Annotated in this window: 20 protein-coding genes, 1 rRNA gene and 1 riboswitch; of the genes, 3 read left to right on the plus strand and 18 right to left on the minus strand. The window is 71.1% G+C overall.

Features of this window, described 5'->3' with window-relative positions; translation table 11 throughout:
• Positions 1–130 precede the first annotated feature (130 nt).
• From ACGFWJ_RS29200 to infC, 5 genes are all read right to left on the minus strand, one after another.
• Positions 131–1,225, minus strand: coding sequence for an ATP-binding protein (locus tag ACGFWJ_RS29200; RefSeq protein WP_387643010.1), 1,095 nt, complete (start codon positions 1,223–1,225; stop codon positions 131–133).
• A 50-nt stretch (positions 1,226–1,275) separates the two neighbouring features.
• Positions 1,276–2,136, minus strand: coding sequence for a TrmH family RNA methyltransferase (locus ACGFWJ_RS29205; RefSeq protein WP_387643011.1), 861 nt, complete (start codon positions 2,134–2,136; stop codon positions 1,276–1,278).
• Between the two features lie 117 nt (positions 2,137–2,253).
• On the minus strand, positions 2,254–2,640 hold the full coding sequence (gene rplT / locus ACGFWJ_RS29210) for a 50S ribosomal protein L20 (RefSeq protein WP_387643012.1): 387 nt from the start codon (positions 2,638–2,640) through the stop codon (positions 2,254–2,256).
• A gap of 104 nt (positions 2,641–2,744) precedes the next feature.
• A complete protein-coding gene (rpmI, locus tag ACGFWJ_RS29215) occupies positions 2,745–2,939 on the minus strand; it encodes a 50S ribosomal protein L35 (protein ID WP_030268653.1) in 195 nt (64 codons plus the stop codon).
• 133 nt (positions 2,940–3,072) lie between these two features.
• A complete protein-coding gene (gene infC, locus ACGFWJ_RS29220; RefSeq protein ID WP_387643047.1) occupies positions 3,073–3,783 on the minus strand; it encodes a translation initiation factor IF-3 in 711 nt (236 codons plus the stop codon).
• A 463-nt stretch (positions 3,784–4,246) separates the two neighbouring features.
• On the opposite strand from infC, the gene ACGFWJ_RS29225 reads away from it, so the two are divergent.
• On the plus strand, positions 4,247–4,621 hold the full coding sequence (locus tag ACGFWJ_RS29225; protein ID WP_387643013.1) for a DUF1844 domain-containing protein: 375 nt from the start codon (positions 4,247–4,249) through the stop codon (positions 4,619–4,621).
• Positions 4,622–5,167: 546 nt separating this feature from the next.
• Here ACGFWJ_RS29225 and gcvP read toward each other — a convergent pair.
• On the minus strand, positions 5,168–8,038 hold the full coding sequence (gene gcvP / locus ACGFWJ_RS29230) for an aminomethyl-transferring glycine dehydrogenase (protein ID WP_392954916.1): 2,871 nt from the start codon (positions 8,036–8,038) through the stop codon (positions 5,168–5,170).
• A gap of 218 nt (positions 8,039–8,256) precedes the next feature.
• Positions 8,257–8,363, minus strand: a riboswitch (glycine riboswitch).
• A 186-nt stretch (positions 8,364–8,549) separates the two neighbouring features.
• On the opposite strand from gcvP, the gene ACGFWJ_RS29235 reads away from it, so the two are divergent.
• Positions 8,550–9,551: a PRC and DUF2382 domain-containing protein gene (locus ACGFWJ_RS29235; RefSeq protein ID WP_392954918.1), complete on the plus strand. Its 1,002-nt coding sequence runs from the start codon at positions 8,550–8,552 to the stop codon at positions 9,549–9,551.
• A 158-nt stretch (positions 9,552–9,709) separates the two neighbouring features.
• A complete protein-coding gene (locus ACGFWJ_RS29240) occupies positions 9,710–11,185 on the plus strand; it encodes an MFS transporter (RefSeq protein WP_387643016.1) in 1,476 nt (491 codons plus the stop codon).
• A gap of 426 nt (positions 11,186–11,611) precedes the next feature.
• On the opposite strand, the gene ACGFWJ_RS29245 is transcribed toward ACGFWJ_RS29240, so the two are convergent.
• From ACGFWJ_RS29245 to rrf, 12 genes are all read right to left on the minus strand, one after another.
• Complete coding sequence (locus ACGFWJ_RS29245) at positions 11,612–12,994, minus strand: DNA polymerase IV (RefSeq protein WP_392954920.1); 1,383 nt, start codon at positions 12,992–12,994, stop codon at positions 11,612–11,614.
• Positions 12,995–13,141: 147 nt separating this feature from the next.
• A complete protein-coding gene (locus ACGFWJ_RS29250) occupies positions 13,142–13,861 on the minus strand; it encodes a vancomycin high temperature exclusion protein (protein ID WP_387643018.1) in 720 nt (239 codons plus the stop codon).
• Between the two features lie 54 nt (positions 13,862–13,915).
• Positions 13,916–14,593, minus strand: a complete 678-nt coding sequence (locus ACGFWJ_RS29255) for a MerR family transcriptional regulator (RefSeq protein ID WP_387643019.1) — start codon at positions 14,591–14,593, stop codon at positions 13,916–13,918.
• Between the two features lie 313 nt (positions 14,594–14,906).
• A complete protein-coding gene (locus ACGFWJ_RS29260; protein ID WP_387643020.1) occupies positions 14,907–15,380 on the minus strand; it encodes a bifunctional nuclease family protein in 474 nt (157 codons plus the stop codon).
• Positions 15,381–15,468: 88 nt separating this feature from the next.
• Positions 15,469–16,209 carry a MerR family transcriptional regulator gene (locus ACGFWJ_RS29265; protein ID WP_387643048.1) on the minus strand — a complete coding sequence of 247 codons (741 nt, stop codon included), beginning with the start codon at positions 16,207–16,209 and terminating at the stop codon, positions 15,469–15,471.
• Between the two features lie 65 nt (positions 16,210–16,274).
• Positions 16,275–16,817: an FHA domain-containing protein gene (locus tag ACGFWJ_RS29270; protein ID WP_387643021.1), complete on the minus strand. Its 543-nt coding sequence runs from the start codon at positions 16,815–16,817 to the stop codon at positions 16,275–16,277.
• Between the two features lie 505 nt (positions 16,818–17,322).
• The gene (locus ACGFWJ_RS29275; RefSeq protein WP_392954923.1) at positions 17,323–18,258 is read right to left on the minus strand and encodes a DUF881 domain-containing protein; all 936 of its coding nucleotides are present in this window, start codon (positions 18,256–18,258) and stop codon (positions 17,323–17,325) included.
• Between the two features lie 10 nt (positions 18,259–18,268).
• Positions 18,269–18,601: a small basic family protein gene (locus ACGFWJ_RS29280; protein WP_043908904.1), complete on the minus strand. Its 333-nt coding sequence runs from the start codon at positions 18,599–18,601 to the stop codon at positions 18,269–18,271.
• Positions 18,598–19,578, minus strand: coding sequence for a DUF881 domain-containing protein (locus ACGFWJ_RS29285; RefSeq protein ID WP_392954925.1), 981 nt, complete (start codon positions 19,576–19,578; stop codon positions 18,598–18,600). Before ACGFWJ_RS29285 ends, ACGFWJ_RS29280 begins: the two co-directional genes overlap by 4 nt.
• Positions 19,579–19,773: 195 nt before the next feature.
• Positions 19,774–22,269: a sugar phosphate nucleotidyltransferase gene (locus ACGFWJ_RS29290; protein ID WP_387643024.1), complete on the minus strand. Its 2,496-nt coding sequence runs from the start codon at positions 22,267–22,269 to the stop codon at positions 19,774–19,776.
• 125 nt (positions 22,270–22,394) lie between these two features.
• The gene (locus ACGFWJ_RS29295) at positions 22,395–23,006 is read right to left on the minus strand and encodes a CDP-alcohol phosphatidyltransferase family protein (RefSeq protein WP_392954928.1); all 612 of its coding nucleotides are present in this window, start codon (positions 23,004–23,006) and stop codon (positions 22,395–22,397) included.
• A 101-nt stretch (positions 23,007–23,107) separates the two neighbouring features.
• Positions 23,108–23,192: ribosomal RNA gene (gene rrf, locus ACGFWJ_RS29300) — 5S ribosomal RNA — on the minus strand; the annotation flags it as partial.

The raw sequence follows: 23,192 nt of genomic DNA on the forward strand, positions 1-23,192 counted from the left end.
CCTGCTCGTGATCAGGTCTGCTGCCTCGCCGGGCGTCCGCGAGAACGCCAAGGGTCGAGTGTAGTCGCAGGCCGCGACCGACTACGCTGGGCGACCACGGGGTGGGCCCCCTCGACGCAGGAAAACGGGGTCAGAGCATGAAGTCGGGAATCCCCGCGGGCAGCACGAACCGGAACCTGGCCCCGCCGCCCTCCGCCCGGCTGATCCGGATCACCCCGCCGTGCGCCTCCACGATGCCCTTCACGATGTACAGCCCGAGGCCCGTCCCGCCCCGCTTGGAGCCCCGCCAGAACCGGGTGAACACCCGCGGCATCGCCTCCTCCGCGATGCCCGCGCCCTGGTCGCTGACGGTGACGGCGGTGCCCTCGATCATCCGCGGCGGCGAACCGGCCGCCTCCACCACGTCGTTGGCCGGCCCCAGCTCGATCGTCACGGTGCCCTCGCCGTGCCGCACCGCGTTCTCCAGCAGGTTCGCCAGCACCTGGTCGATCTTGTCGGGGTCGCCCCACTGCTCGCCCAGCGGCGCCGCCACCCGGATGTCGAACCGCTCCTCGGGGATGCCCGCCGCGACCTTCCCCTCCACGTGCCGGCGCACCGCCGCCGCCAGGTCCAGGCGCTGGCGGCGGATCTCGAGCCGGCCGGCGTCGATCCGCGAGATGTCCAGCAGCTCCGCGATCAACCGGGTCACCCGGTCCGCGTCCGCGTCGACGGTCTCCAGCATCACCCGCTTCTGGCCGTCGTTGAAGCGCTCCCACTTCGCCAGCAGCGTCGCCGTGAACCCCTTCACGCTGGTCAGCGGCGACCGCAGCTCGTGCGCGACGGTCGCGATCAGCTCGGCGTGACTGCGTTCGGTGCGCCGCCGCGCCTCGGTGCCGCGCAGCGTCACCACCACCCGCCGCACCGGCCCGCCCGGCCGCTCCCGCAGGTAGCGGGCGCACACCAGCACCTCGCGGCCCCCGGGCAGCAGCAGGTTGCGCTCCGGCTGCCCGCTGCGCACCGCCAGGCCCCCGTACGGGTCGGTCAGCTGCCACCAGCGCCGGCCGTCCAGGTCCTCCAGCGGCAGCGCCTGTTCCAGCGCCACGCCGATCGCGCAGTGCGCGGAGCGGCCGGTGATCCGTTCGGCGGCCCGGTTGAAGACCACCACCCGGCCCTGTGCGTCCGCGACCACCAACCCGTCCGGCAGGTCGTCCGGTTCCAGGGTCGCCAAGCCGTCGTCGCCGCCCATGGGTGTCCTCCCCCGCCCCGCACCGGCTATGGGGATCGACCCTAGCGCGCTCAGGCCGTGCCGCGACACCCGCCGGGGGAGCGCTGGGCGCGCGCGGAGGCGTACAGGCACACGGCGGCGGCCGTGGCGAGATTCAAGCTCTCCGCGTGCCCGTGGATCGGGACGCGCACCACCTCGTCCGCCAGCGCCCGGGTCTCCTCCGGCAGCCCCCACGCCTCGTTGCCGAACACCCAGGCGCACGGCCCCTCGAGGGTGCCTTCGTCCAGCTCCTGGTCGAGGTCGCGCTGCCCGGCCCCGTCCGCGGCCAGCACCCGCACCCCGGCCTCCCGCAGCCGCGCCACCGCCTCCTCCACCGGCACCCCGGTCGCGAACGGCAGGTGGAACAGGCTGCCCACGGACGCCCGCACCGCCTTCGGGTTGTACGGGTCCACCGAAGCGTCGGTCAGCACCACCGCGTCCGCACCCGCCGCGTCGGCGGTGCGCAGCACGGTGCCCGCGTTCCCGGGGTCGCGCACGTGCGCGAGCACGGCGACCAGCTTCGGCCGGGACGCCAGCACCTGCTCGAACGGGGTGTCGATGAACCGGCACAGCGCGACGATGCCCTGCGGGGTGACGGTGTCGCAGATCTCCGCGATCACTTCCTCGGTGGCGGTCAGCACCGGCAGGCCCTCGGCGTGCGCGGAGGCCACGATCTCGGCGTGCCGCTCGGCGGCCTCCCGGGTCACGTACACCTCCACCACGGCGTGCTCCCCGCCGGGCAGCCGCCCGAACGCCACGGCCTCCCGCACGGCCTGCGGGCCCTCGGCCAGGAAACGCCGGTCCTTGCTCCGCTGGTTGCGCTTGGCCAGCCGGCGGGCGGCGACGACGCGCGGGGAGCGCAGGGAGGTCAGCAGGGGGGTCTCGGTGCTCATGCTCACGTTCTTCGTCACGGAGGGGCGGGCGGACAAGGGCCTGTCCGGAGGCACAACGCACGGACCCGCAGGCCGGGCGGCCTGCGGGTCCGGGAAAGCATCAGGGCACGGCCTGGATCAGGCGGCGACCTTGGGGGCGTTGACGTCCTCCGGCAGCGCCTTCTGGGCAACCTCGACCAGCGCGCGGAACGCGACGGTGTCGTTGACCGCGAGCTCGGCGAGCATCTTGCGGTCGATCTCGACGCCGGCGGCCTTCAGGCCCTGCACGAAGCGGTTGTAGGTCATGCCGTTGTTGCGGGCAGCGGCGTTGATGCGCTGGATCCACAGCTGACGGAAGTCGCCCTTGCGCTTCTTGCGGTCGTTGAAGTTGTAAACGAGCGAGTGGGTGACCTGCTCCTTGGCCTTGCGGTACAGGCGCGAGCGCTGGCCACGGTAGCCGGAGGCGCGCTCCAGGATGACCCGGCGCTTCTTGTGGGCGTTCACTGCCCGCTTGACGCGTGCCACTTCATTACTCCTTGGTTCCGGACCCCCGGTTCGTGCCGCCGGTCCGTTATTCGATTCGGTCGGAAAGGATCAGCTGTGCCCGCAGCCTGGCCGCGGGCGGGCGATCACTTGCCGAGAAGCTTCTTGATCTTCTTGGCGTCGCCGGGAGCCATCTCGGCGTTGCCGGCCAGCTTGCGGGTCAGCGTCGAGGGCTTGTGCTCAAGCAGGTGGCGACGGCCGGCACGCTCGCGCAGCACCTTCCCGGAACCAGTGATCTTGAAGCGCTTGCTGGCGCCGCTGTGCGTCTTCTGCTTCGGCATGTCGCCGTATCTCCTCGTCGGTCCGTTCGCGGCCCGCACCCCGGGGGTGCGGGCCGGAACTGGATGGATCTCGTCTCCGGGACGGACGCCCCGGAACCGGTGCCGATCCCGCCCGGAATCTGAACCCGAAGGCTCAGGCGTCCTGGGCGGTCTCGGCGGGCTGCTCGACCTCGGCGGTCTCGGCAGCGGGCTCGACCTCGGCGGTCTCGGTCTCCTCGACCTGCTCCACCTCGTCGACCTCGTCGTCCGCCTGCTCCGCGGCCGGGCCGCGACCGAGCCGCTCCGCCTTGCGGGCGTCAGCGGCGGCGCGGGCCTCGGCCATCGCCTCGGTCTTCTTCTTGTGCGGGCCGAGAACCATGATCATGTTTCGGCCGTCCTGCTTGGCCGCGGACTCCACGAAGCCGAGCTCCTGGACGTCCTCCGCGAGCCGCTGCAGCAGTCGGAAGCCCAGCTCGGGGCGGGACTGCTCACGACCGCGGAACATGATCGTGATCTTGACCTTGTCGCCCTGCTTGAGGAACCGGACGACGTGACCCTTCTTGGTGTCATAGTCGTGCGGGTCGATCTTCGGCCGGAGCTTCATCTCCTTGATGACCGTGTGCGCCTGGTTCTTGCGCGCCTCACGGGCCTTCATGGCCGACTCGTACTTGAACTTGCCGTAGTCCATGAGCTTGCACACCGGCGGACGCGCCGTGGCGGCGACCTCGACCAGGTCCAGGTCGTACTCCTGGGCAAGCTCCAGCGCCTTCGCGAGCGGGACGATGCCGACCTGCTCGCCGCTGGGACCGACGAGTCGCACCTCGGGGACGCGAATCCGGTCGTTGATGCGGGGCTCGGTGCTGATGGGGCCTCCTCGGTTGCACCTTCTTCGATGCGGCCGTCGGACGGCGGTCGCACGTAGTGGCTTTCGACCACTGGGCGGGGCTTCATTCATGCTTCGCTGCCCCTCTGCCGTCTGGCAGAAGCACCGAACGCACGAAAAAAGCCCCGCACGGTACAGGCGGGGCTCCACACGTTCCGGGATGCCCTGTCGGACACCACTGGCAGCAAGCATTCCTTGCGGCGCTCGCCACGGACCGGACCCGTCGGCCCTTCGGCCGCTCGGGTGGGAGACTGTCGCGGTTGCCCTCTCGGGCCTCCTGAAGTGGAGCCTCCACTTGCTGGCCTGGCTCCCGAATCGGGTTCCTGGCCGGTCAGTCTCGAAGCATACCAGCGTTCCGGGGCCGACCGGTATTCCGGTCCGCCTCCGCCCGCCTTGTACCCTCCCTTTGTACTGCGCTTTCGCACCAGCATCCCGGAGTGACACCGTGACCACCCAGCCCGACCACTCGCCCGAGTCCGACGAGGCCCTCGGCTTCGACGACCTGACCCGCGACATCGCCGAGGTCCCCGCCGTCGAGGTGATCACCACCGTCGCCGTCCACCTGATGAGCGCCGCCGCCGTCAAGTGCGGCCTGGCCGAGGGCGGCGAGGCCGACAAGGACCTCGACGAGGCCCGCAAGCTGATCACCGCCCTGGCCGGCCTGGTCACCGCCGGAGCCCCCGAAATCTCCAACTTCCACGCCGCCCCCCTCCGCGACGGCCTCCGCTCCCTCCAGCTCGCCTTCCGCGAAGCCTCCCTCATCCCCGACGCCCCCGGCTCCGGCCCCGGCGAGAAGTTCACCGGCCCGGTCTACTCCTGACCCCAGGCCCACCCGAAGGCGCCTCCCGCACCCCCTGCCGGAGGCGCCTTCGCCTTCCTCCCGCCCCCCTCTCCCTCCCGCCCCTTCCCCGCGCCCCGCCAGGGGCGCGAGGAACTGCGCGAGGCGGAAGACCCCAACACCAAAGCCGCCCACCAACAAAACTCCCCCGACGAGCGGCCTTCGCTATACGCCCCCCCCGCCGAAGGCACCCTCTCCTCCCTCTCCCCCGCCCCACCAGGGGCGCGAGGAACTGCGCGCAGCGGAAGACCCCAACACCAAAGCCGCCCACCAAGAGAACTCCCCCGACGAGCGGCCTTCGCTATACGCCCCCCGCCGAAGGCACCCTCTCCTCCCTCTCCCCCGCCCCACCAGGGGCGCGAGGAACTGCGCGCAGCGGAAGGCCCCAACACCAAAGCCGCCCACCAAGGGAACTCCCCCCGACGAGCGGCCTTCGCTATGCCTCCGGCCCCTGCCGAAGGCGCCCACGCAAAAGCCGCCCGCCGAGGAGAACTCCCCCGACGGGCGGCTTCGCCGTGCAACTGCAAACTACGCGTCGTACTCGTCCAGCGGCGGGCACGAGCACACCAGGTTCCGGTCCCCGTACGCCCCGTCGATGCGTCGCACCGCCGGCCAGTACTTGTCCGCCGGGTTGACGCCCGCCGGGAAGACCGCCTCTTCGCGGGTGTAGGGGTGCGCCCACTCCCCGGCCATCATCGCCGCGGTGTGCGGCGCGTTGCGCAGCGGGTTGTCGTCCGCCGCCCACTCGCCCGCGCCGACCTTCTCGATCTCCCGGCGGATAGCGATCATCGCCTCGCAGAAGCGGTCGATCTCGTGCAGGTCCTCGGACTCCGTCGGCTCGATCATCAGCGTGCCGGCGACCGGGAACGACATGGTCGGTGCGTGGAAGCCGTAGTCGATGAGTCGCTTGGCGATGTCGTCGACGCTGACGCCCGTCTCCTTGCTGAGCGGACGCAGGTCGATGATGCACTCGTGCGCGACCAGCCCGCCGGGGCCGGTGTAGAGCACGGGGAAGTGCGGGGAGAGCCGCTTGGCGATGTAGTTGGCGTTCAGCACGGCCACCTGGGTGGCGCGCTTGAGGCCCTCGCCGCCCATCAGGCGGACGTACGACCAGGAGATCGGGAGGATCGCGGCGGAGCCCCACGGCGCGGCCGAGATCGGTCCGACGCCGGTCGCGGGGCCGGCCTCGGCCTGCAGCGGGTGGTTGGGCAGGTACGGCGCGAGGTGCTCGCGCACCGCGACCGGGCCGACGCCGGGGCCGCCGCCGCCGTGCGGGATGCAGAAGGTCTTGTGCAGGTTCAGGTGCGAGACGTCCGCGCCGAACTTGCCGGGCTTGGCGAGGCCGACCAGCGCGTTCAGGTTGGCGCCGTCGACGTACACCTGGCCGCCGGCCTCGTGGACGAGGGCGCAGATGTCGGTGATCTGGGTCTCGAACACGCCGTGGGTGGACGGGTAGGTGACCATCAGCACGGCCAGCTGCTCGCGGTGCTGCTCGATCTTGGCCTTGAGGTCTTCGACGTCCACGTCACCGTCGGCCAGGGTCTTCACGACCACGACCCGCATGCCGGCCATCGCCGCCGAGGCCGCGTTGGTGCCGTGCGCCGAGGACGGGATCAGACACACGTCGCGCTGGGTGTCACCGTTCGCCCGGTGGTACGCCCGGACGGCCAGCAGACCGGCCAGCTCGCCCTGCGAGCCCGCGTTCGGCTGGATCGACACGGCGTCGTAGCCGGTGACCTCGACCAGCTGCTGCTCCAGCCCGCGGATCAGCGTCAGGAAGCCCTCGGCCTGGTCGACCGGCGCGAACGGGTGCAGCTGGCCGAACTCGGGCCAGGTGATCGGCTCCATCTCGGTGGTCGCGTTGAGCTTCATGGTGCAGGAGCCCAGCGGGATCATGCCGCGGTCGAGCGCGTAGTCGCGGTCCGACAGGCGGCGCAGGTAGCGCAGCATGGCGGTCTCGGAGCGGTGGCTGTGGAAGACCGGGTGGGTGAGGTACTCGTCCTCACGCAGCAGCCCGGCGGGCAGCGCGTCCGCGTCCTCGACCACCTCTGCCGTCACACCGAACGCCGCGAACACGGCCGCCAGGTGCTCACGGGTCGTCGTCTCGTCACAAGAGACCGAGACCTGGTCCGCGTCCACCCGGAACACGTTCACGCCACCGGCCAGCGCCGCAGCGACAACCTCGTCCGCACGCCCCGGAACAACAGCGGTCACGGTGTCGAAGAACGCCTCGTGGGCGAGCTCGACGCCGCCCGCGCGCAGGCCGGCGGCGAGCGCGGCGGCGTAGCGGTGGGTGCGGCGGGCGATGTCGGCGAGGCCGTCGGGGCCGTGGTAGACGGCGTACATGGAGGCCATCACGGCGAGCAGCACCTGGGCGGTGCAGATGTTGGAGGTGGCCTTCTCGCGGCGGATGTGCTGCTCGCGGGTCTGCAGGGCCAGCCGGTACGCGCGGTTGCCGTCGGCGTCGACGGAGACGCCGACCAGGCGGCCGGGCAGGTTGCGGGCGTACTCGGCGCGCACGGCGAGGTAGCCGGCGTGCGGGCCGCCGAAGCCCATCGGGACGCCGAAGCGCTGCGAGGTGCCGCAGGCGATGTCGGCGCCGAGCTCGCCGGGCGAGCGCAGCAGGGTGAGGGCGAGCAGGTCGGCGGCGACGGCGACGACCGCGCCGAGCTGGTGGGCCTGCTCGATGACGGGCTTGATGTCCCGCACCGCGCCGGACGCGCCGGGGTACTGGATCAGCATGCCGAAGACGCCGCGTTCGGCGATCTCGGCGGGGATGCCGTTCGACAGGTCCGCGGTGACGACCTCGACGCCGGTCGGTTCGGCGCGGGTCTCGATCACGGCGAGGGTCTGCGGCAGGGTGTCGGCGTCGACCAGGAAGACGCCGCCCTTGACCTTGGTGACGCGCCGCGTCAGGGCCATCGCCTCGGCGGCGGCGGTGCCCTCGTCGAGCAGCGAGGATCCGGAGGTGGCCAGGCCGGTCAGGTCGGCGACCATGGTCTGGAAGTTGAGCAGGGCCTCCAGGCGGCCCTGGGAGATCTCCGGCTGGTACGGGGTGTACGCGGTGTACCAGGCGGGGTTCTCGAGGACGTTGCGCAGGATGACCGGCGGCGTGAAGGTGCCGTAGTAGCCGAGGCCGATCATCGAGGTGAGGACCTGGTTGCGGCCGGCGAGCTCGCGCAGTTCGGCGAGCACCTGGGCCTCGCTGCGGCCGGCGGGCAGGCCGAGCGCGGTGAGGCTGCGGATGGCGTCGGGGACGGCCGCGTCGGACAGTTCGTCCAGCGAGGTGTAGCCGACCTGGGCCAGCATCTTCTGCTGGGCGTCGCTGTCGGGGCCGATGTGGCGGTGCTCGAAGGGGCTGGCCTGCTCAAGCTCGGTGAGCGTCGGCTGGGCGTTCATGGGGGTCAAGCCTCCTGGTCGCGGACCGGCGGTGGGACGCACGCCGGCCGGCCGCTGTGGAAGCGTCCGGGCGTACGAACCCGTCAGCCTCCCCCTCTGTCATCGGTACCTGAGAGCTTCGCGCGCCCGGGGTGGTTCCCGGTCGGCTTGCACCGTCGGCGAGGACAGCGTCCGGCGGCTTCGGTGCCGACGGTCCTGCCCTGCTTTCCAGAGTGACCTGATCCCGTTCGGTACGGATGCCTGAGAGATTCCGGGGAGGGGTTGCTCCTTCGGCGTCCCGCATCCCCGCTTTCCAACGGGTCCGGGACTCTCCCGAGCGGGCTCGGCGGTCGCCGCCCAGGGTACCAGCGCCGACCTGGACGATCACCGCTGCGGCCGCACGATCCGCCCCGGACGGAGGCACCCGGAGTGACACCGTCCGGAACGTGCCTTTTGGTGTGAAACAGCGGCCCGGCACGCTCCTCCGACCGCTCCCCCGACGTTCCCTCAGGAGCAGCAGCTGGAGGACAGCGTGCAGACCGATATCGATCCGCGCGACCTGATCGGACACAAGGCGGTCGACCGGAACGGTGACAAGATCGGCACGGTCGACGAGGTTTACCTGGACGACACCACCGGCAGACCCGAGTGGGCGGCCGTCCGGACCGGGATCTTCGGCCGGGACGCCTTCGTCCCGCTGACCACCAGCGACTTCACCGGCGACGAGCTGCACGTCCCGTACGACAAGTCGCTGATCAAGGAGTCCCCGGACTTCGGGGTGGGCCAGCACCTCTCCCCCGAACAGGAACTCGAGCTCTACCGCTACTACGGCCTCGACACGGCGAGCCCCGACGAGTCCGTCCGGTTCATCTCCGAACGCACCCCGGCGCGCAGCAAGCCACCCATCGACCACGACTTCGGCACCCCCGCCCCCTCCTCCGGCCCCGTCCACGGCCCGGCCCCCGCGCCCCCGGGCTTCACCGCCCCGCAGGCCGCCCCCGAGCCACCGGCCCGCCCCGCCGAGCCGCCGACCGCCCGGGCGGACCGGGCAGACCAGGCGGACCGGGCAGACCGGGCGGACCGGGGGGACCGGCAGAAGCCGGTGGAGATCACCTGCCGCGAGGAGCGCCTGGACATCACCACCCAGTGGCACAACATCGGCACCACCCGGCTGCGCAAGTACGTGACCACCGAGGCGGTCGTGCGACGGGTGCCAGTGGTGCGCGAGCGCGTGCGGGTGGAGCGGATCCCGGTGTCGGAGGCGGAGCGGGCGGCGCTGAGCGACCAGGAGATCACCGAGGCGGTGGAGGAGGTCACGCTGCGCGAGGAGCGCCCGGTGGTCCGCAAGTACCTGGTACCGGTGGAGCGGGTGCGGCTGGTGGTCGAGCAGTACACCGAGGAGCAGGTGGTCCGCGAGGAGCTGCGCCGCGAGCAGGTGGAGGTGCACGGCGCGACCACCGGCGCGGACGGCGAGGCCTCGCAGCGGCAGCCGTGGAACTCTCATCCGCAGTCCCCGGCCGCCTCTCCGGTCTGACGATCCGACAACTCCCGGCCCCGGTCCGCCTCCGCGGACCGGGGCTTCGACTTTGCCAAAGCTTCACCTTTCGATATTTGACATAGTGAAGCATCTCCCGACATCGTTACTTCAGTTCCTGCACTATCGCCCCGCCTGAAGCAACCCGGAGGATTCCCGTGAGTGAGGCACCACAGCCCACCGCCGCGGCCGCCAAGCCCACAAGCGCCAGGGTTCTGCCCGCGCTGATCCTCGCCATGCTGGCCTACAGCGTGGTGCAGACCGCGGTCGTCCCGATCCTTCCGAGCCTGGCCGCCGAGCTGAAGGTGTCGGGCTCCGACATCACCTGGCTGATGACCGCCAACCTGCTCTCCGCAGCGGTCCTCACCCCGCTGCTGGGCCGCTTCGGCGACCTGCGCGGCCGCAAGCCCGTGCTGCTGATCTCGCTGGCCGGCCTGGTGCTCGGCTCCGGCCTCGCGGTGTGCACCCACTCCTTCGGCCTGCTGGTCGTCGCCCGGGTGCTCCAGGGCGCGGGCGGCGGCGTGCTGCCGCTGGCGATCGCCATCGTCCGTGACGAACTGCCCAAGCAGAAGGTCACCGCCGGCGTCGCCGCCATCTCCGCCTCGATGGGCGTCGGCTCCGGCCTCGGCCTGGTCGCCACCGGCCTGCTGTTGGAGCACTGGGACTACAAGTCGATCTTCTGGATGGGCCTGATCTTCGGCCTGGCCGCCGTCGCGCTGGTGATCCTGCGAGTGCCCAGCGACCCGGTCGTCGACAAGAACGGCGGCGCCGACCCGCTCGGCGCGCTCACCCTGGCCGGCTGGCTCTCCGCCCTGCTGATCGCCGTCAGCCGCGGCAACGAGTGGGGCTGGGGCTCCACCCGTACCCTCGGCCTGTTCGCCGTCGCCGCGGTCGTCGCCCTGCTCTGGCTGCTGGTCGAGTCCAAGGTCGCCCACCCGCTGGTCGACCTGAAGATGATGGCCCGCCCCGCCGTCGCCTTCACCAACATCTCCGGCCTGCTCATCGGCTTCGGCATGTACGGCTCGTTCATGGTGATCAGCAACTTCGCGCAGACCCCGGAGAAGCTCACCCACTACGGCTTCACCGCCACCGTCCTGCACGCCGGCATCATGCTGCTGCCCTCCGCGATCGGCTCCATGGTCGCCGCCCCCGTCGGCGCCCTGCTCATCGCCCGCCGCGGCCCCCGCCTCCCGCTGGTCCTCGGCGGCCTGCTCGGCGCCGTCGCCATGGCCTACCTGGCGCTGCGTCACGACGCCGAGTTCGACATCTACCTCTCCTCCGCCGTCTTCGGCCTCGGCGTCGGCCTCGCCTACGCCGCCATGCCCGCCTACATCAACGGCGCCGTCCCCGCCGAGCAGTCCGGCATCGCCAACGGCATGAACGCCGTCCTGCGCACCGTCGGCGGCGCCATCGGCACCGCCGTGATGGCCGCGATCCTCACCGGCGACACCCTCAAGCTCCCCATCCCGGTCCACCTCCCCACCCTGAACGCCTACCAGCACGCCTTCTGGGTCGCCGGCGCCATGTGCCTGGTCGCCGCCGTCGTCCCCTTCGCCATCCGCCACACCAAGACCCCCACCACCCCCACCGAGCAGCCCGCCCCCCAGCCGGCCCGCACCAAGACCGACGCCTAACGGCGTCCCCCCTCGCGTACTGGACACACGCGAGTCACTCCGGACACCCCCCGCCACGGGCATCGGCGGGGGGTGTCCGTCATTTGACCCAGGCGGGCGCGAACCCAAGCGGGTGCGAACCCAGGGGCGCGAGGAACTGCGCGAGGCGGAAGGCATCCACCCCCAAGCTCGCGCCCCTCTCCAGCCCCCACCCCACAAGGCGCCCCGCGCTAAAACGGCACCCAGCCAGGGGCGCGAGGAACTGCGCGAAACGGAAGGCATCCACCCCCAAGCTCGCGCCCCTCTCCAGCCCCCACCCCACAAGGCGCCCCGCGCCAAAACGGCACCCAGCCAGGGGCGCGAGGAACTGCGCGCCCAACCACCCCCACCCCCAAACTCGCACCCCGCGCCCAACCCACCTCACCCAGCGCGCCCCAGCAGCGTGGCCTACCCCTCAACCGCCGGAGGCCTGAGCGGGAGCGCCCCCGAAGCCACCAACCCCTCGTCGTCCACCGAAAACGTCCGCACCCGCCCGGGCCCCGAGTACGGCGTCTCGAACCGCACCGTGACCCGCCCCACCCCGCTGCCCTGCACCCACCCGGGCCCGAACTCCGAGTGCGTCACGTCCTGCCCGGGCCACCACCGCCGAGCCACCGGCTCAACGGCCACCTCAGCCGCCTCAACCACACCCTCCCCCTCCCCCTCCCCAAACTCCCCCTCCTCCGCCTCCCGCTCCGCCTGCGCGAACAGATCCTCCTGCGTGTAGTCGGCCAGCTGAGCAACGCCCACTCCCAGCAACCGCACACCCCCCGTGGTGTCCACCTGCTGCGCCAGCCGCCGCGCCGTCGCCGCGATCACCGCAGGATCGTCCGTCGGCCCACCCAACGTCTCGGACCGGGTCAGCGTCGAAAAGTCGAACCGCCGTACCTTCAGCACCACCGTCCGCCCCGAGCGCCCCGCCGCCCGCAACCGCCGCACGCACCGCGCGGCCAGCTGGTCGACCTCACGCAGAATGCGCTCCCGATCGGCCAGGTCGACCTCGAACGTGTCCTCCACCGACACCGATTTGGCATCCCGATCCGGCACCACGGGCCGCTCGTCCCACCCCAGCGCCATCTGGAACACGCCCGCGCCGTGCGCCTTCCCGAGCAGCCCGACCAGCTCCTCGAATCCGGCCTCCGCAAGATCCGCAACACTCGTAAGCCCGGCCCGTCGCAGCGCCTGCTCCGTCGCGGGCCCGATGCCGGGCAGCGCCCGCACCGGCATCGGCGCCAGCACGGCCCGCTCCGAGCCTGGTTCGATCAGCACCAACCCGTCCGGTTTGGCCTGCTCGGAGCCGATCTTCGCCATCAACTTCGAAGCCGCGGCACCCACCGACGCGGTCAGCCCGGTGCGTTCCACGATGTCCGCCCGCAGGTCCTCGGCGAGCGCCAGCACCAGCTGCGCTCCTTCGGCGGGCGTCGCGGCGGCCAGCGCCGGCCCGTACGGCCCGGCCTCCAGGTCGACGAACGCCTCGTCCAGGCTGAGCGGTTCGACCAGTGGGGAGCGTTCCCGCAGCAGACCCATGACGATCTCACTGTTGGCCCGGTACGCCTCGAACCGGCCGGTCAGGAACGCCGCGTTCGGGCACAGCCGGCGCGCCTGCGCCATCGGCATCGCCGAGTGCACACCGAACTTCCGCGCCTCGTAGGACGCGGTGGAGACCACCCCACGCCCGCCGAGCCCGCCGACGATGACGGGCTTTCCGCGCAAGCTCGGCTTCGACGCCTGCTCCACCGCCGCGAAGAAGGCGTCCATGTCGAGGTGAATGATGCTCGGCACCGATCGCACGCCCCATCTTCCCGCGCACCACCGACAAACCCCACTCCCCCTACCGGGGGGACCCGCAAACAGCCCTCACCCCCACTCCCCCTACCGGGGACCCGCAGACAGCCCTCACCCCCACCCCCGCGCCCCCAGGGGGCCTCGCGGCAGCCCTCACCCCCGCGCCGCGTCGGCCAGCGCCCGCTCCACCCCGTCCTCGTGCCGGCCGAGCAGCGTCGGGTCGGGCCGCACCAGCACGTTCAGGAACGCCTTCGCCGCGCTGCCGATCTCCCGCACCTCGCCGTAGTGCCAGGTGGTGTCGTGCCACTCCTCCACGCCGACCCCGGACGACTCGATCCCGGCGGCCCGGCACAGCGCCAGCGCCCGCCGCACATGGAAGGTCTGGCTGATCAACACCGCCTTGTCGACGCCGAAGATCCGGTGCGCGCGGGTGCAGGAGTCCCAGGTGTCGAAGCCCGCGTAGTCGCCGACCACCCGGATCTCCGGCACGCCGCGCTCGATCAAGTAGGTACGCATCGCGTCGGTCTCGTCGTACTCGACGGTGCCGTTGTCGCCGGTCACCAGGATCGCCTGCACCTTGTTCGCCCGGTACAGCTCCAGCGCGGCGTCCAGCCGGTGCGCGAGGTACGGGGAGGGCTTGCCGTTCATCAGACCGGCTCCGAACACGATGGCGACCGGCGCGGCCGGCACGCTCTGCACGGTGCCGATCTTGTGGGACTGCGTCACGAACAGCCAGGCGTTCGGGGTCAGCGCCAGCACCGAGCACGCCAACAGCGCCTGGAACCAGCGCCGTTGCCCACGCCGACTGCCCCACCCGGGCGGCCGCCGCTTCAGCAGCCACCGCCCGCGTCGCCCGAGCCCCTGCATGATCATTCGCACACGGGAGTGGACGAAACGCCCGCCCGGCCGGTTCCCGCGGGGAGATCGTCAGACGGCGCGGTTGCGGCGCTGCGCCAGCTCGTCCCCCGGGTCGTGGCCGACCAGCGTCTCGCCGGTGTCGGTGCGCTCGCCGTGCAGCCGGCCGAGGGTGGCCTCCAGCTCCTGCCACACCGCGCCGACCGCGATGCCGAACACGCCCTGGCCGCCGTTCAGCAGATCGACGACCTGCTGCGGGGAGGTGCACTCGTAGACCGTCGCGCCGTCGCACATCAGGGTCAGCCCGGTCAGGCCGGCCTGATCGGCGGACTGCAGGTGCGTGACGGCGACCCGGATGTTCTGCAGCGAGACTCCGGCGTCCAGCAGCCGCTTGACGATCTTCAGCAGCAGGATGTCCCGGAAGCTGTACAGCCGCTGCGCACCGGCCGGATAAGTGGAGCGCACCGAGGGCTCCAGCAGCCCGGTGCGGGCCCAGTAGTCGAGCTGGCGGTAGGTGATGCCGGCGGCGGCGCAGGCCGTGGGGCCGCGGTAGCCAACCAGGGCCGAGGTGGGGGTGAGCCGTTCGATCGCGGGCTGCCCGGGCTGGACAGCCGGGAACCGGCCGAGTCGGGGCAGCTCCTCACCGTCCGGTTCGGGCCGCCAGGGCCGCCCGATCGGACCGCGGCCGGCGCGCGGCACGTGCACCGCGCACAGGGCTCCGGAACGCGTCTCGTCGCCGGTGCCGCTCATCGCCAACCTCCGTCCATTCCGCCTCAAGGCCCCCGTGGCCCCGCACGGACCCGACGGGCCCAGGCTGCGGGCGGCCCGTCCGGCGGGCCATCACCTGACGGTAGGCAGTCGCCCAAGCACCGTCAACGATCGCCACGCCGGGGCCTCGCACAAACTTCACCCCATCGAGTGGTTATTCGTGCCCCATGCGCGGGTAGCGAAATGGATTTCTACCACAGCCGAGTTGCGGCCCACGGCCCGCCCCGCTAGCAGAGCGTCCGCCCCAGGTGACCGACCGCCACCGAAGAGCGCCATCAACCGCCGCAATTACGGCCTACTGCGGACCACCGCCGAAGTCCTCCGGCGAGACCTGGTCCAGGAACTCCCGGAACTTCTCGACCTCGTCCTCCTGCTCGTCCGGGATCGAGATACCGGCCTCGGCCAGCACCTCCTCGGTCCCGAAGATCGGCGTGCCGGTGCGCAGCGCCAGCGCTATCGCGTCGGAGGGGCGCGCACTCACCTCGGCACCCCCGGAGAACACCAGGTCGGCGTAGAACACCCCGTCCCGCAGGTCGTTGATCCGCACCTCGGTCAGCTGCTGGCCGAGCGCCTCCAGCACGTCCTTGAACAGGTCGTGCGTCAACGGCCGCACCGGAGTCATGCCCTGCTGGGCGAAAGCGATCGCGGTGGCTTCCCCCGGCCCGATCCAGATCGGCAGGTAGCGGTCCCCGCCGACCTCCCGCAGCAGCACGATCGGCTGGTTGGAGGGCATCTCCACCCGGACACCCACGACGTCGAGCTCATTCACACCAGCAACCCTATGGCGCGAGCCCCCGATAGGAAAGCGCAGCAGGCAGCGGCCACCGTGATCCGGACGCCGCCCACCGCCCGCCCGCTCAGGACCGGGCCCGCAGCCCGGCCTGAACCATGGCCGCGTGCAACCGCACCGACAGCGTCGCCAGCTCCCGGGCCGTCGCCTCCGCGTGCGCCCGGGTCTGCGGATTGCGGTGCCGCCTCAGCGGCGCCACCACCTGCTCCACCAGCGAAACCTCGCGGTCCGCCGCCGCCTTCATCGCCCGCAGGTGCCGAGGCTCCAGGCCGAACCGGCCCAGCTCCGCCACCAGCCGCGCGATCTGCAGCGCCTCCCCGTCGTACCCGCCGTCCGGCCCTGCCTGCACCAGGCCGTACGACTCCCACTCGACGAGCTCCCGCTCCTGGGCCTCCGCCGCCGCGATCAGCTCGGCCCGGCCCAGCCGCACCCCGCCCACCGCCGATGACCCCGCCAGCTCCCGGTCCGCCTCCTCCAGCGGCCCCGGACGGGCCTCCGCCGCCGGAAGCGCCGGCGGCTGCTCGCCGCGCTCGATCGCGTCCAGGTGCTCGCGGATCACCCGCAACGGCAGATAGTGGTCGCGCTGCATCCGCAGCACGTACGCCAGCCGCTCCACGTCCGCCGCCGAGAACTTCCGGTAGCCGGACGGAGTGCGCTGCGGCTCGACCAGGCCCTCCGCCTCCAGGAAGCGGATCTTCGAGATCGTCACCTCCGGGAAGTCGTCCCGCAGGAAGGCCAGCACCGCGCCGATGGACAGCAGTTCGTCACCCCGCCGGCGCGCCTCGCCCGCGCGGCGCGAAGCCGGCACGGGCGAGGACCCGAGGGACGGGGTCGGAGTCTGTGGGGTCACTCGGGCTCCAAACGGAGAAGTGGTCAGTACCCCCGGTGGTGACTGGCGAAGAACACCAGCCGGTACTTACCGATCTGCACCTCGTCGCCGTTGTTCAGCAGCACCTCGTCGATCCGCTCCCGGTTCACGTAGGTGCCGTTCAGGCTGCCCACGTCCGCGACCGAGAAGCCACCGTCGGGCTGCCGGCGGAACTCCACGTGCCGACGCGACACCGTCACGTCGTCCAGGAAGATGTCCCCCTGCGGGTGGCGACCCGCCGTGGTCACGTCCGAGTCCAGCAGGAACCGGCTCCCCGAGTTCGGGCCGCGCTGCACGATCAGCAGTGCCGAGCCCGGCGGCAGCGCGTCGATCGCCGCCATCACCTCGGCCGACAGCGCCGGAGTGGCGCCCGTCGACGTCGCCGTCGGGTCGTACGACTCGATGCCGGAGATCGAAATGGTCGACGTGGTCTCCACCGCGCCCTCCGGGAAACCGCCGCCACGCAGCTGAGTACCGCAGTTCGAGCAGAACCGGGCCTGCGCCGGGTTCTGGTTCCCGCACCGCGGGCACGGGCTGGTGCCAGCCATGTTCACAGCCTCCTGGCGCGGCGCACCCGACTGGGGGTGCCCGGCGTAGGTGTCCGGGGCAAACCCTCCACCGGAGGTTGAGGGTCCTGCCGGGAAACCTATGCGCGGCCCGCCCGACGAATCAACCGACGCGCCGTAGCCCGCGTCAATCTGCCCGGTCGGCACGCCGGCCCCCTGGGTCACGTCCTCCCGGTACAGCGGACGCTGCCCGTCCGGCGCCGGACGGGCCGACGGCACCCCGCCGTCCTCCTGCCGGTACCGGGCGGTCGGTGCCTCCGCCGCCGCCTGCTTGTTACGGCCGAAAAGCTTCGAGAAAAAACTCACGGGCGAATCCCCTTGCGTGTGACAGAACCGCCCGCGGGGCAGGGTTCAGGGCTCGGTGTGGCGGTAAGCCCGGCATCCGGCCGGAAACTGACGATCGACAAAACCAAGTGTCGCCGACCCCCTGCGGGCACCCACCACCGGGGGCGACCCGCAGCTGACGAACCGTACGGAGCGCGCCCCGTCACTTCGCCGCCGGCTTGCCGTACTGCAACGGCCGCGGGGTGGCCAACACGTCCACCACCACCTTCGGCTGCGGGACGATGGTCGCCCGCGCCTGCTGCTTCTCCAAGCTGCGCACCACACCGCCGGGAATGTTCAGTGCCGGAGTCAGATCCTGCGGGTTTCCCACCACGGTGAAACGAAACGGCTGCGACACGTTCTTCCCGTCGATCCGCACACCGCCGCCCGACGCGTTGTCGGTGAAATACGTCCCGGCCACCACGCGCACGTCGTTGATCTGAATCGCCTCCGCCCCCGCCGCTCGGAGTTCCTGCAGGGTGTCCAGCAGCATATCCGCCTTCACCTGCCCTTGGGGATCATCGATCGTCAGCACGATCCCCGGACCGGTCGCCTTCTCCGTCCCCGCCAGCACGCCCAGCTCGCCGGCCTTCTTCCTGGTCTGCTCCTGCGCCTCCTTGGCCTGGTTGGACGAGTTCTCCAACTGCGCCAAGGACTGCTCCAGCTGCGTCTTCTCGAACTGAAGACGCTGCTGGCGGCCGTCCAGTTCGTCCAGGATCCGCACCAGGTCCTCCTGCCGCGCCCCGCGCAGCTGGCTGTGGTCGTTCGTCGACCGCACCTGGATCGCCAGCGCCAGCCCCAGCGCGAACAGCAGCAGCGCCACCACGAACTGGCCGCGCGACACCCGCGGCGGCCACAGCGCCGCCTTCAACCGGGTCCGCCCGTCCGACGGCAACGCCACCGGCACCGGCGCGGCCTGCCGCGCCACCACCGGCTCCTCCGCCGCCGGCTCGACCTCGACCTCGGGCTCCGCCGCCGGGGTCTCCTCGACCTCCGACTCCGGCTTCTCGACCGGCTCCTTCGGCTTCTTCGGCTCCGCCTTCGGCTCTTCCGCCGCGGCCGGCTGCTCCGGGCCCTTCGGCTCCTTCTCCTCGCTCACAACCGCTCCCCTAGGCCCTGAACACGTGCCGACGGATCGCCGCCGCGTTCGAGAAGATCCGGATGCCCAGCACCACCACCACGCCGGTGGACAGCTGCGAGCCCACGCCCAGCTGGTCGCCCAGGAACACGATCAGCGCCGCCACCACCACGTTCGACAGGAACGACACCACGAAGACCTTGTCGTCGAAGATCCCGTCCAGCATCGCCCGCACGCCGCCGAACACCGCGTCCAGCGCCGCCACCACCGCGATCGGCAGATACGGCACCACCGCGTTCGGCACCTCCGGCTGCACGAACACGCCGACGACCACGCCGATCACGAGTCCCAGTACGGCAATCACGGTGTAGCTGCTCCTGTTCCGGAGGGAGTGGACTTCACGGTCGAACCCGTCGGCCTGGACGGCCCCGACGAGGACGGCGACTTCGGCTTCGCGGTCGGCGACGACGGCGGCTGCGACGACGAATGCGGTGCGGACGACGGCGCGGGCGACGGCGTCGGAGACTCCGTCCCGGCCACCCGCAGCGTCACGCCCAGCGCGGCCGGCAGCGTCAACGACTTCTGCGCGGACACCGTCGAACGGATCCCGTAGCTGTCCTGGATGACCTTCAGGTAGTGGCCGCCCTCGTTGTCCTGGAACGCCTGTGCCAGCCGCGGCCCGTCCCCGATCGCCAGCAGCGTGTACGGCGGCACCAGCGGCCGGTTGTCCACCAGGATCGCGTCACCGGCGGCCCGGATCGCCGACAGCGCGGTCAGCCGCTGCCCGTTCACGGACACCGCCTCCGCGCCCGCCAGCCACAGGCCGTTCACCGCGTACTGCAGGTCGTGGTCCTGGACCCGGCCCTTGTTGCCGAAGCCCTCCGCGTTCCGCGGATCGCTCACATTGCCGCCGCCACCGCTGCCGGACGCTTCCTCGATCACCAGCTTCACGCCCGGACCGGTTATCTCCCCGGTCCCGGCCTGCGCCGCCAGCCGGGCCAGCCCGCCGTCGTCCCCGGACTGCAGCGCCTGCGCCTGCGCGTCCTCGACCCTGTCGCGGTCCTGCTCGACCTGCCGCTGCAACGCGTCCGCCGCCTTGTTGGCGTCGTTCACCCGGCTCACCAGGGCGTCCCGCTCCTTCGCCAGGACCGGCGCCGCCTCCTGCGTGTTCACCGCCCCGACCGTCACCACCGTCGCCGCCAGCGCCAGCCCCAGGGCCAGCACCAGCCGACCCTTCGCCGTCGCCGGCAGCCGCGACCGGCCCTCCGCCCCGCGCGCCCGGGCCGCCTCCGCGTACCCGTCGTCCAGCGAGTGGTCCATCACCGTGGTCAGCAGGGACATCGATGCGTCCGGACGGCGGAATCGCCCGTCCGGGTCATTCGGCGTCGACGTTGCTGGCATGCGCCACATCGTTTCACGACCATGACGCGGCCCACGACCAGCCCCCGGGCCCGCAGGACGGTATCGGCACAGGATCGTGACAAACGCCCGGAGGGGACGGACCCGAAGGCCCGCCCCCACCAGAACATCTCCGCATTACCTCCCGGCACCGTCCACGACTGCGGCCCATTCGTCCAACAACCGCTCCGTCGCCTCGTCGTCCGGGCCCTCCGCCCACAGGTGCGTCACGGCCTCCGCCGGGTCCGGCAGCACCAGCGTCCACCGGCCGTCCGCCTCGACCACCCGCACCCCGTCCGTGGTGTCCAGCTTGCGGTTGCCCGCCGCCTCCACCACCGAGCGCATCACCATGCCCTTCGCGGCCCACGGCGTCGCGATGTCCCGCTTCTGGATGTGCGCCTGCGGGATCCGCGCATCGATCTGGCTCAGCGTCAGCTGCGTCCGCGCCACCAGACCCACCAGCCGCACGAACGCCGCCGCGCCGTCCAGCACCCCCGAGAACTCGGGCACCACGAAACCGCCGCGCCCGTCACCACCGAAGATCGTGCCGTCCGCCGCTGCGGCCTTCGCCAGATCGTCCGGCGTGGTCGTGGTCCAGATCACCTGGGTGCCGTGGTACGCCGCCACCTGCTCGGCGATCCGGGTCGTCGTCACCGGCAGCGCCACCTGCCCGGCCCGGCGCTCCGCCGCGACCAGGTCCAGCAGCACCAGCAGCGCCCGGTCGTCCTCGATCACCCTGCCCTGCTCGTCCACGAAGGACACCCGCTCGCCGACCGGGTCGAACCGCACCCCGAACGCGGCCCGCGAGGACGCCACCAGCTCACCCAGCCTGGCCAGCGCCGCCCGCCGCTCGTCCGCGCCCTCGGTCGGCCGCGCCTCGTCCAGGCCGCCGGCCACCGTCAGCGTCTCCACCCCGAGCCGGCCCAGGATGCTCGGCAGCACCAGCCCCGCACTGCCGTGCGCGGCATCCACCACCACCTTCAGCCCCGCCTCCCGCACCCCGCTGGTGTCGACCGCCCGCAGCAGGTTCGTCGCGTACGAGTCGAACACGCTCGCCGGGTGCAGCAGGTCGCCGATCTCGCCCGGGAACGCCCGCCGGAACTCCTGCCGGGCGTACACCCGGTCCAGCTTCCGCTGCCCGGCCTGCGACAGGTCCGCGCCGCGCTCGTCGAAGAACAGGATGTCCAGCGAGTCCGGCACTCCCGGCGTGGTCCGCAGGAAGATCCCGCCCGCACTCCCCCGCGCCGTCGCCTGCCGGGCCACCGGCATCGGCACGTTCTCCAAGTCCCGGACGTCGATCGCACTGGTCTGCAACGCCGAGATCATCGCCCGCTTCAACGCCCGCGCACCCCGCGAGTGATCACGCGCGATGGTGACGGTGGCCCCCTTCTTCAGCGTCGTCGCGTATGCCCCCGCCAGCCGCACCGCCAGCTCCGGCGTGATCTCCACGTTCAGGATCCCCGACACGCCCCGCACCCCGAACAGGTGCTCCTGGCCGCGGGACTCCCAGATCACCGAGGTGTTGACGAACGCGCCGGCCTCGATCGTCTTGAACGGATAGACCCGGACATTGCCCGCGATGATCGACTCCTCGCCGATCAGACACTCGTCACCGATCACCGCCCCCTCGTCGATCCGCGCCGCCTGCATCACGTCGGTGTTCTTCCCGACCACGCACCCGCGCAGATTCGACTGCGGCCCCACGTACACGTTGTCGTGCACCACCGCCTTGTGCAGGAACGCACCGCGCTTCACGACCACGTTCGAGCCCAGCACGGTGTGCTCACGCAGCTCCACGCCGGCCTCGACCTTGGCGTAGTCACCGATGTACAGCGGCCCCCGCAGCACTGCCTCCGGGTCCACCTCCGCACCTTCGGCCACCCACACGCCCGGCGAGATCTCGAACCCGTCCAGCTCGACCTGGACCTTCCCCTCCAGCACGTCCGCCTGTGCCTTCAGGTAGCTCTCGTGAGTGCCCACGTCCTCCCAGTAGCCCTCGGCGACATAGCCGAACACCGGCTTGCCCTCCTTGAGCAACCGCGGGAACACATCGCTCGACCAGTCGACCGACTCCCCCGCCGCCACGTAGTCGAAGACTTCCGGCTCCATCACGTAGATGCCGGTGTTCACGGTGTCCGAGAACACCTGCCCCCAGGTCGGCTTCTCCAGGAAGCGCTCGACCCTGCCCTCGTCGTCCGTGATGGTGATACCGAATTCCAACGGGTTCGGCACCCGGGTCAGGCACACCGTCACCAGTGCGCCCTTCTCCCGGTGAAAAGCAATCAGCTCGGAAAGATCAAAATCCGTCAGCGCGTCACCGGAGATCACCAGAAACGAATCGTCCCGCAACGCGTCCTCGGCGTTCTTGACGCTGCCGGCCGTCCCCAGTGGTGTTTCCTCGTTGGCATAGGTGAGGTGCATCCCCAGTTCCTCACCGTCGCCGAAGTAGTTCTTCACCAGCGACGCCAGGAACTGCACGGTCACCACGGTGTCATTGAGCCCGTGCCGCTTCAGCAACCGCAGCACGTGCTCCATGATCGGCCGATTGGCGACCGGCAACAGTGGCTTGGGCATGCTGGAAGTCATCGGGCGGAGTCGAGTGCCCTCCCCGCCCGCCATCACAACGGCTTTCATTACGGGTGCGTCCTCCTTCGCGGTGGTGAACCCCTGCGGGTCCATCAAACCGGTCCGACGCATGTCTACCCGGAAGAAATGATCCGACTCACCGTGGAGGCCGTGTGAAACGTCTCAGGCTGATCTCAAACAGCAGCCGGACGCTCCGCCTGCAGGATCTGCCGGGCCTGCACGGCATACAACGCGCCGGCCCACCAGTACAGCGTCGTCCCCCACCAGATGAACGCCCAACTCACCGCTTCCGCAACCTGGTGCACCCACCCGTCACCGACACCCAGCAGCAGAAGCGGAAACGCGTACATCAGATTGAACGTGGCAGCCTTCCCCAGAAAACTCACGTTCAACGGCCCGTAGCCCGCCCGGTTGAGCCGCAACAGCACCACCCCGACGAACGCCTCCCGGGCCACCAGCAACGCCGTCAGCCACCACGGCAGAATCTCCCGCCACGTCAGCCCCACCAGCGTCGACACGATGTACAGCCGGTCCGCCGCCGGATCCAGCAACTGCCCCAGCCGGCTGATCTGCCCCCACCGCCGAGCCAGCTTCCCGTCCAGATAATCGCTGACCCCACTCAGCATCAGAATGACGATCGCCCACCCGTCATTCTTCGGCCCCCCGAAGACCGGCCACAACACCAACCAGAGGAAGATCGGTACGCCCACCAGCCGAGCCATGCTCAGCAGATTGGGGATCGTAAAGATCCGGTCAGTCTGGACGCGCGTCTCCTGAACCTCCACTGTGCGGAGCCTCCTGTGGTACCAACGACAAAGTGTGCGGAATTGACCCTACAACAGAGAAGCCCCCTGACATCCCGTCAGGGGGCTTCTTCTGAATGATTGTTCGGCGGCGTCCTACTCTCCCACAGGGTCCCCCCTGCAGTACCATCGGCGCTGTGAGGCTTAGCTTCCGGGTTCGGAATGTAA

The sequence above is a fragment of the Kitasatospora sp. NPDC048407 genome (assembly GCF_043200475.1).
In the GTDB taxonomy this organism is placed as follows: Bacteria; Actinomycetota; Actinomycetes; order Streptomycetales; family Streptomycetaceae; genus Kitasatospora.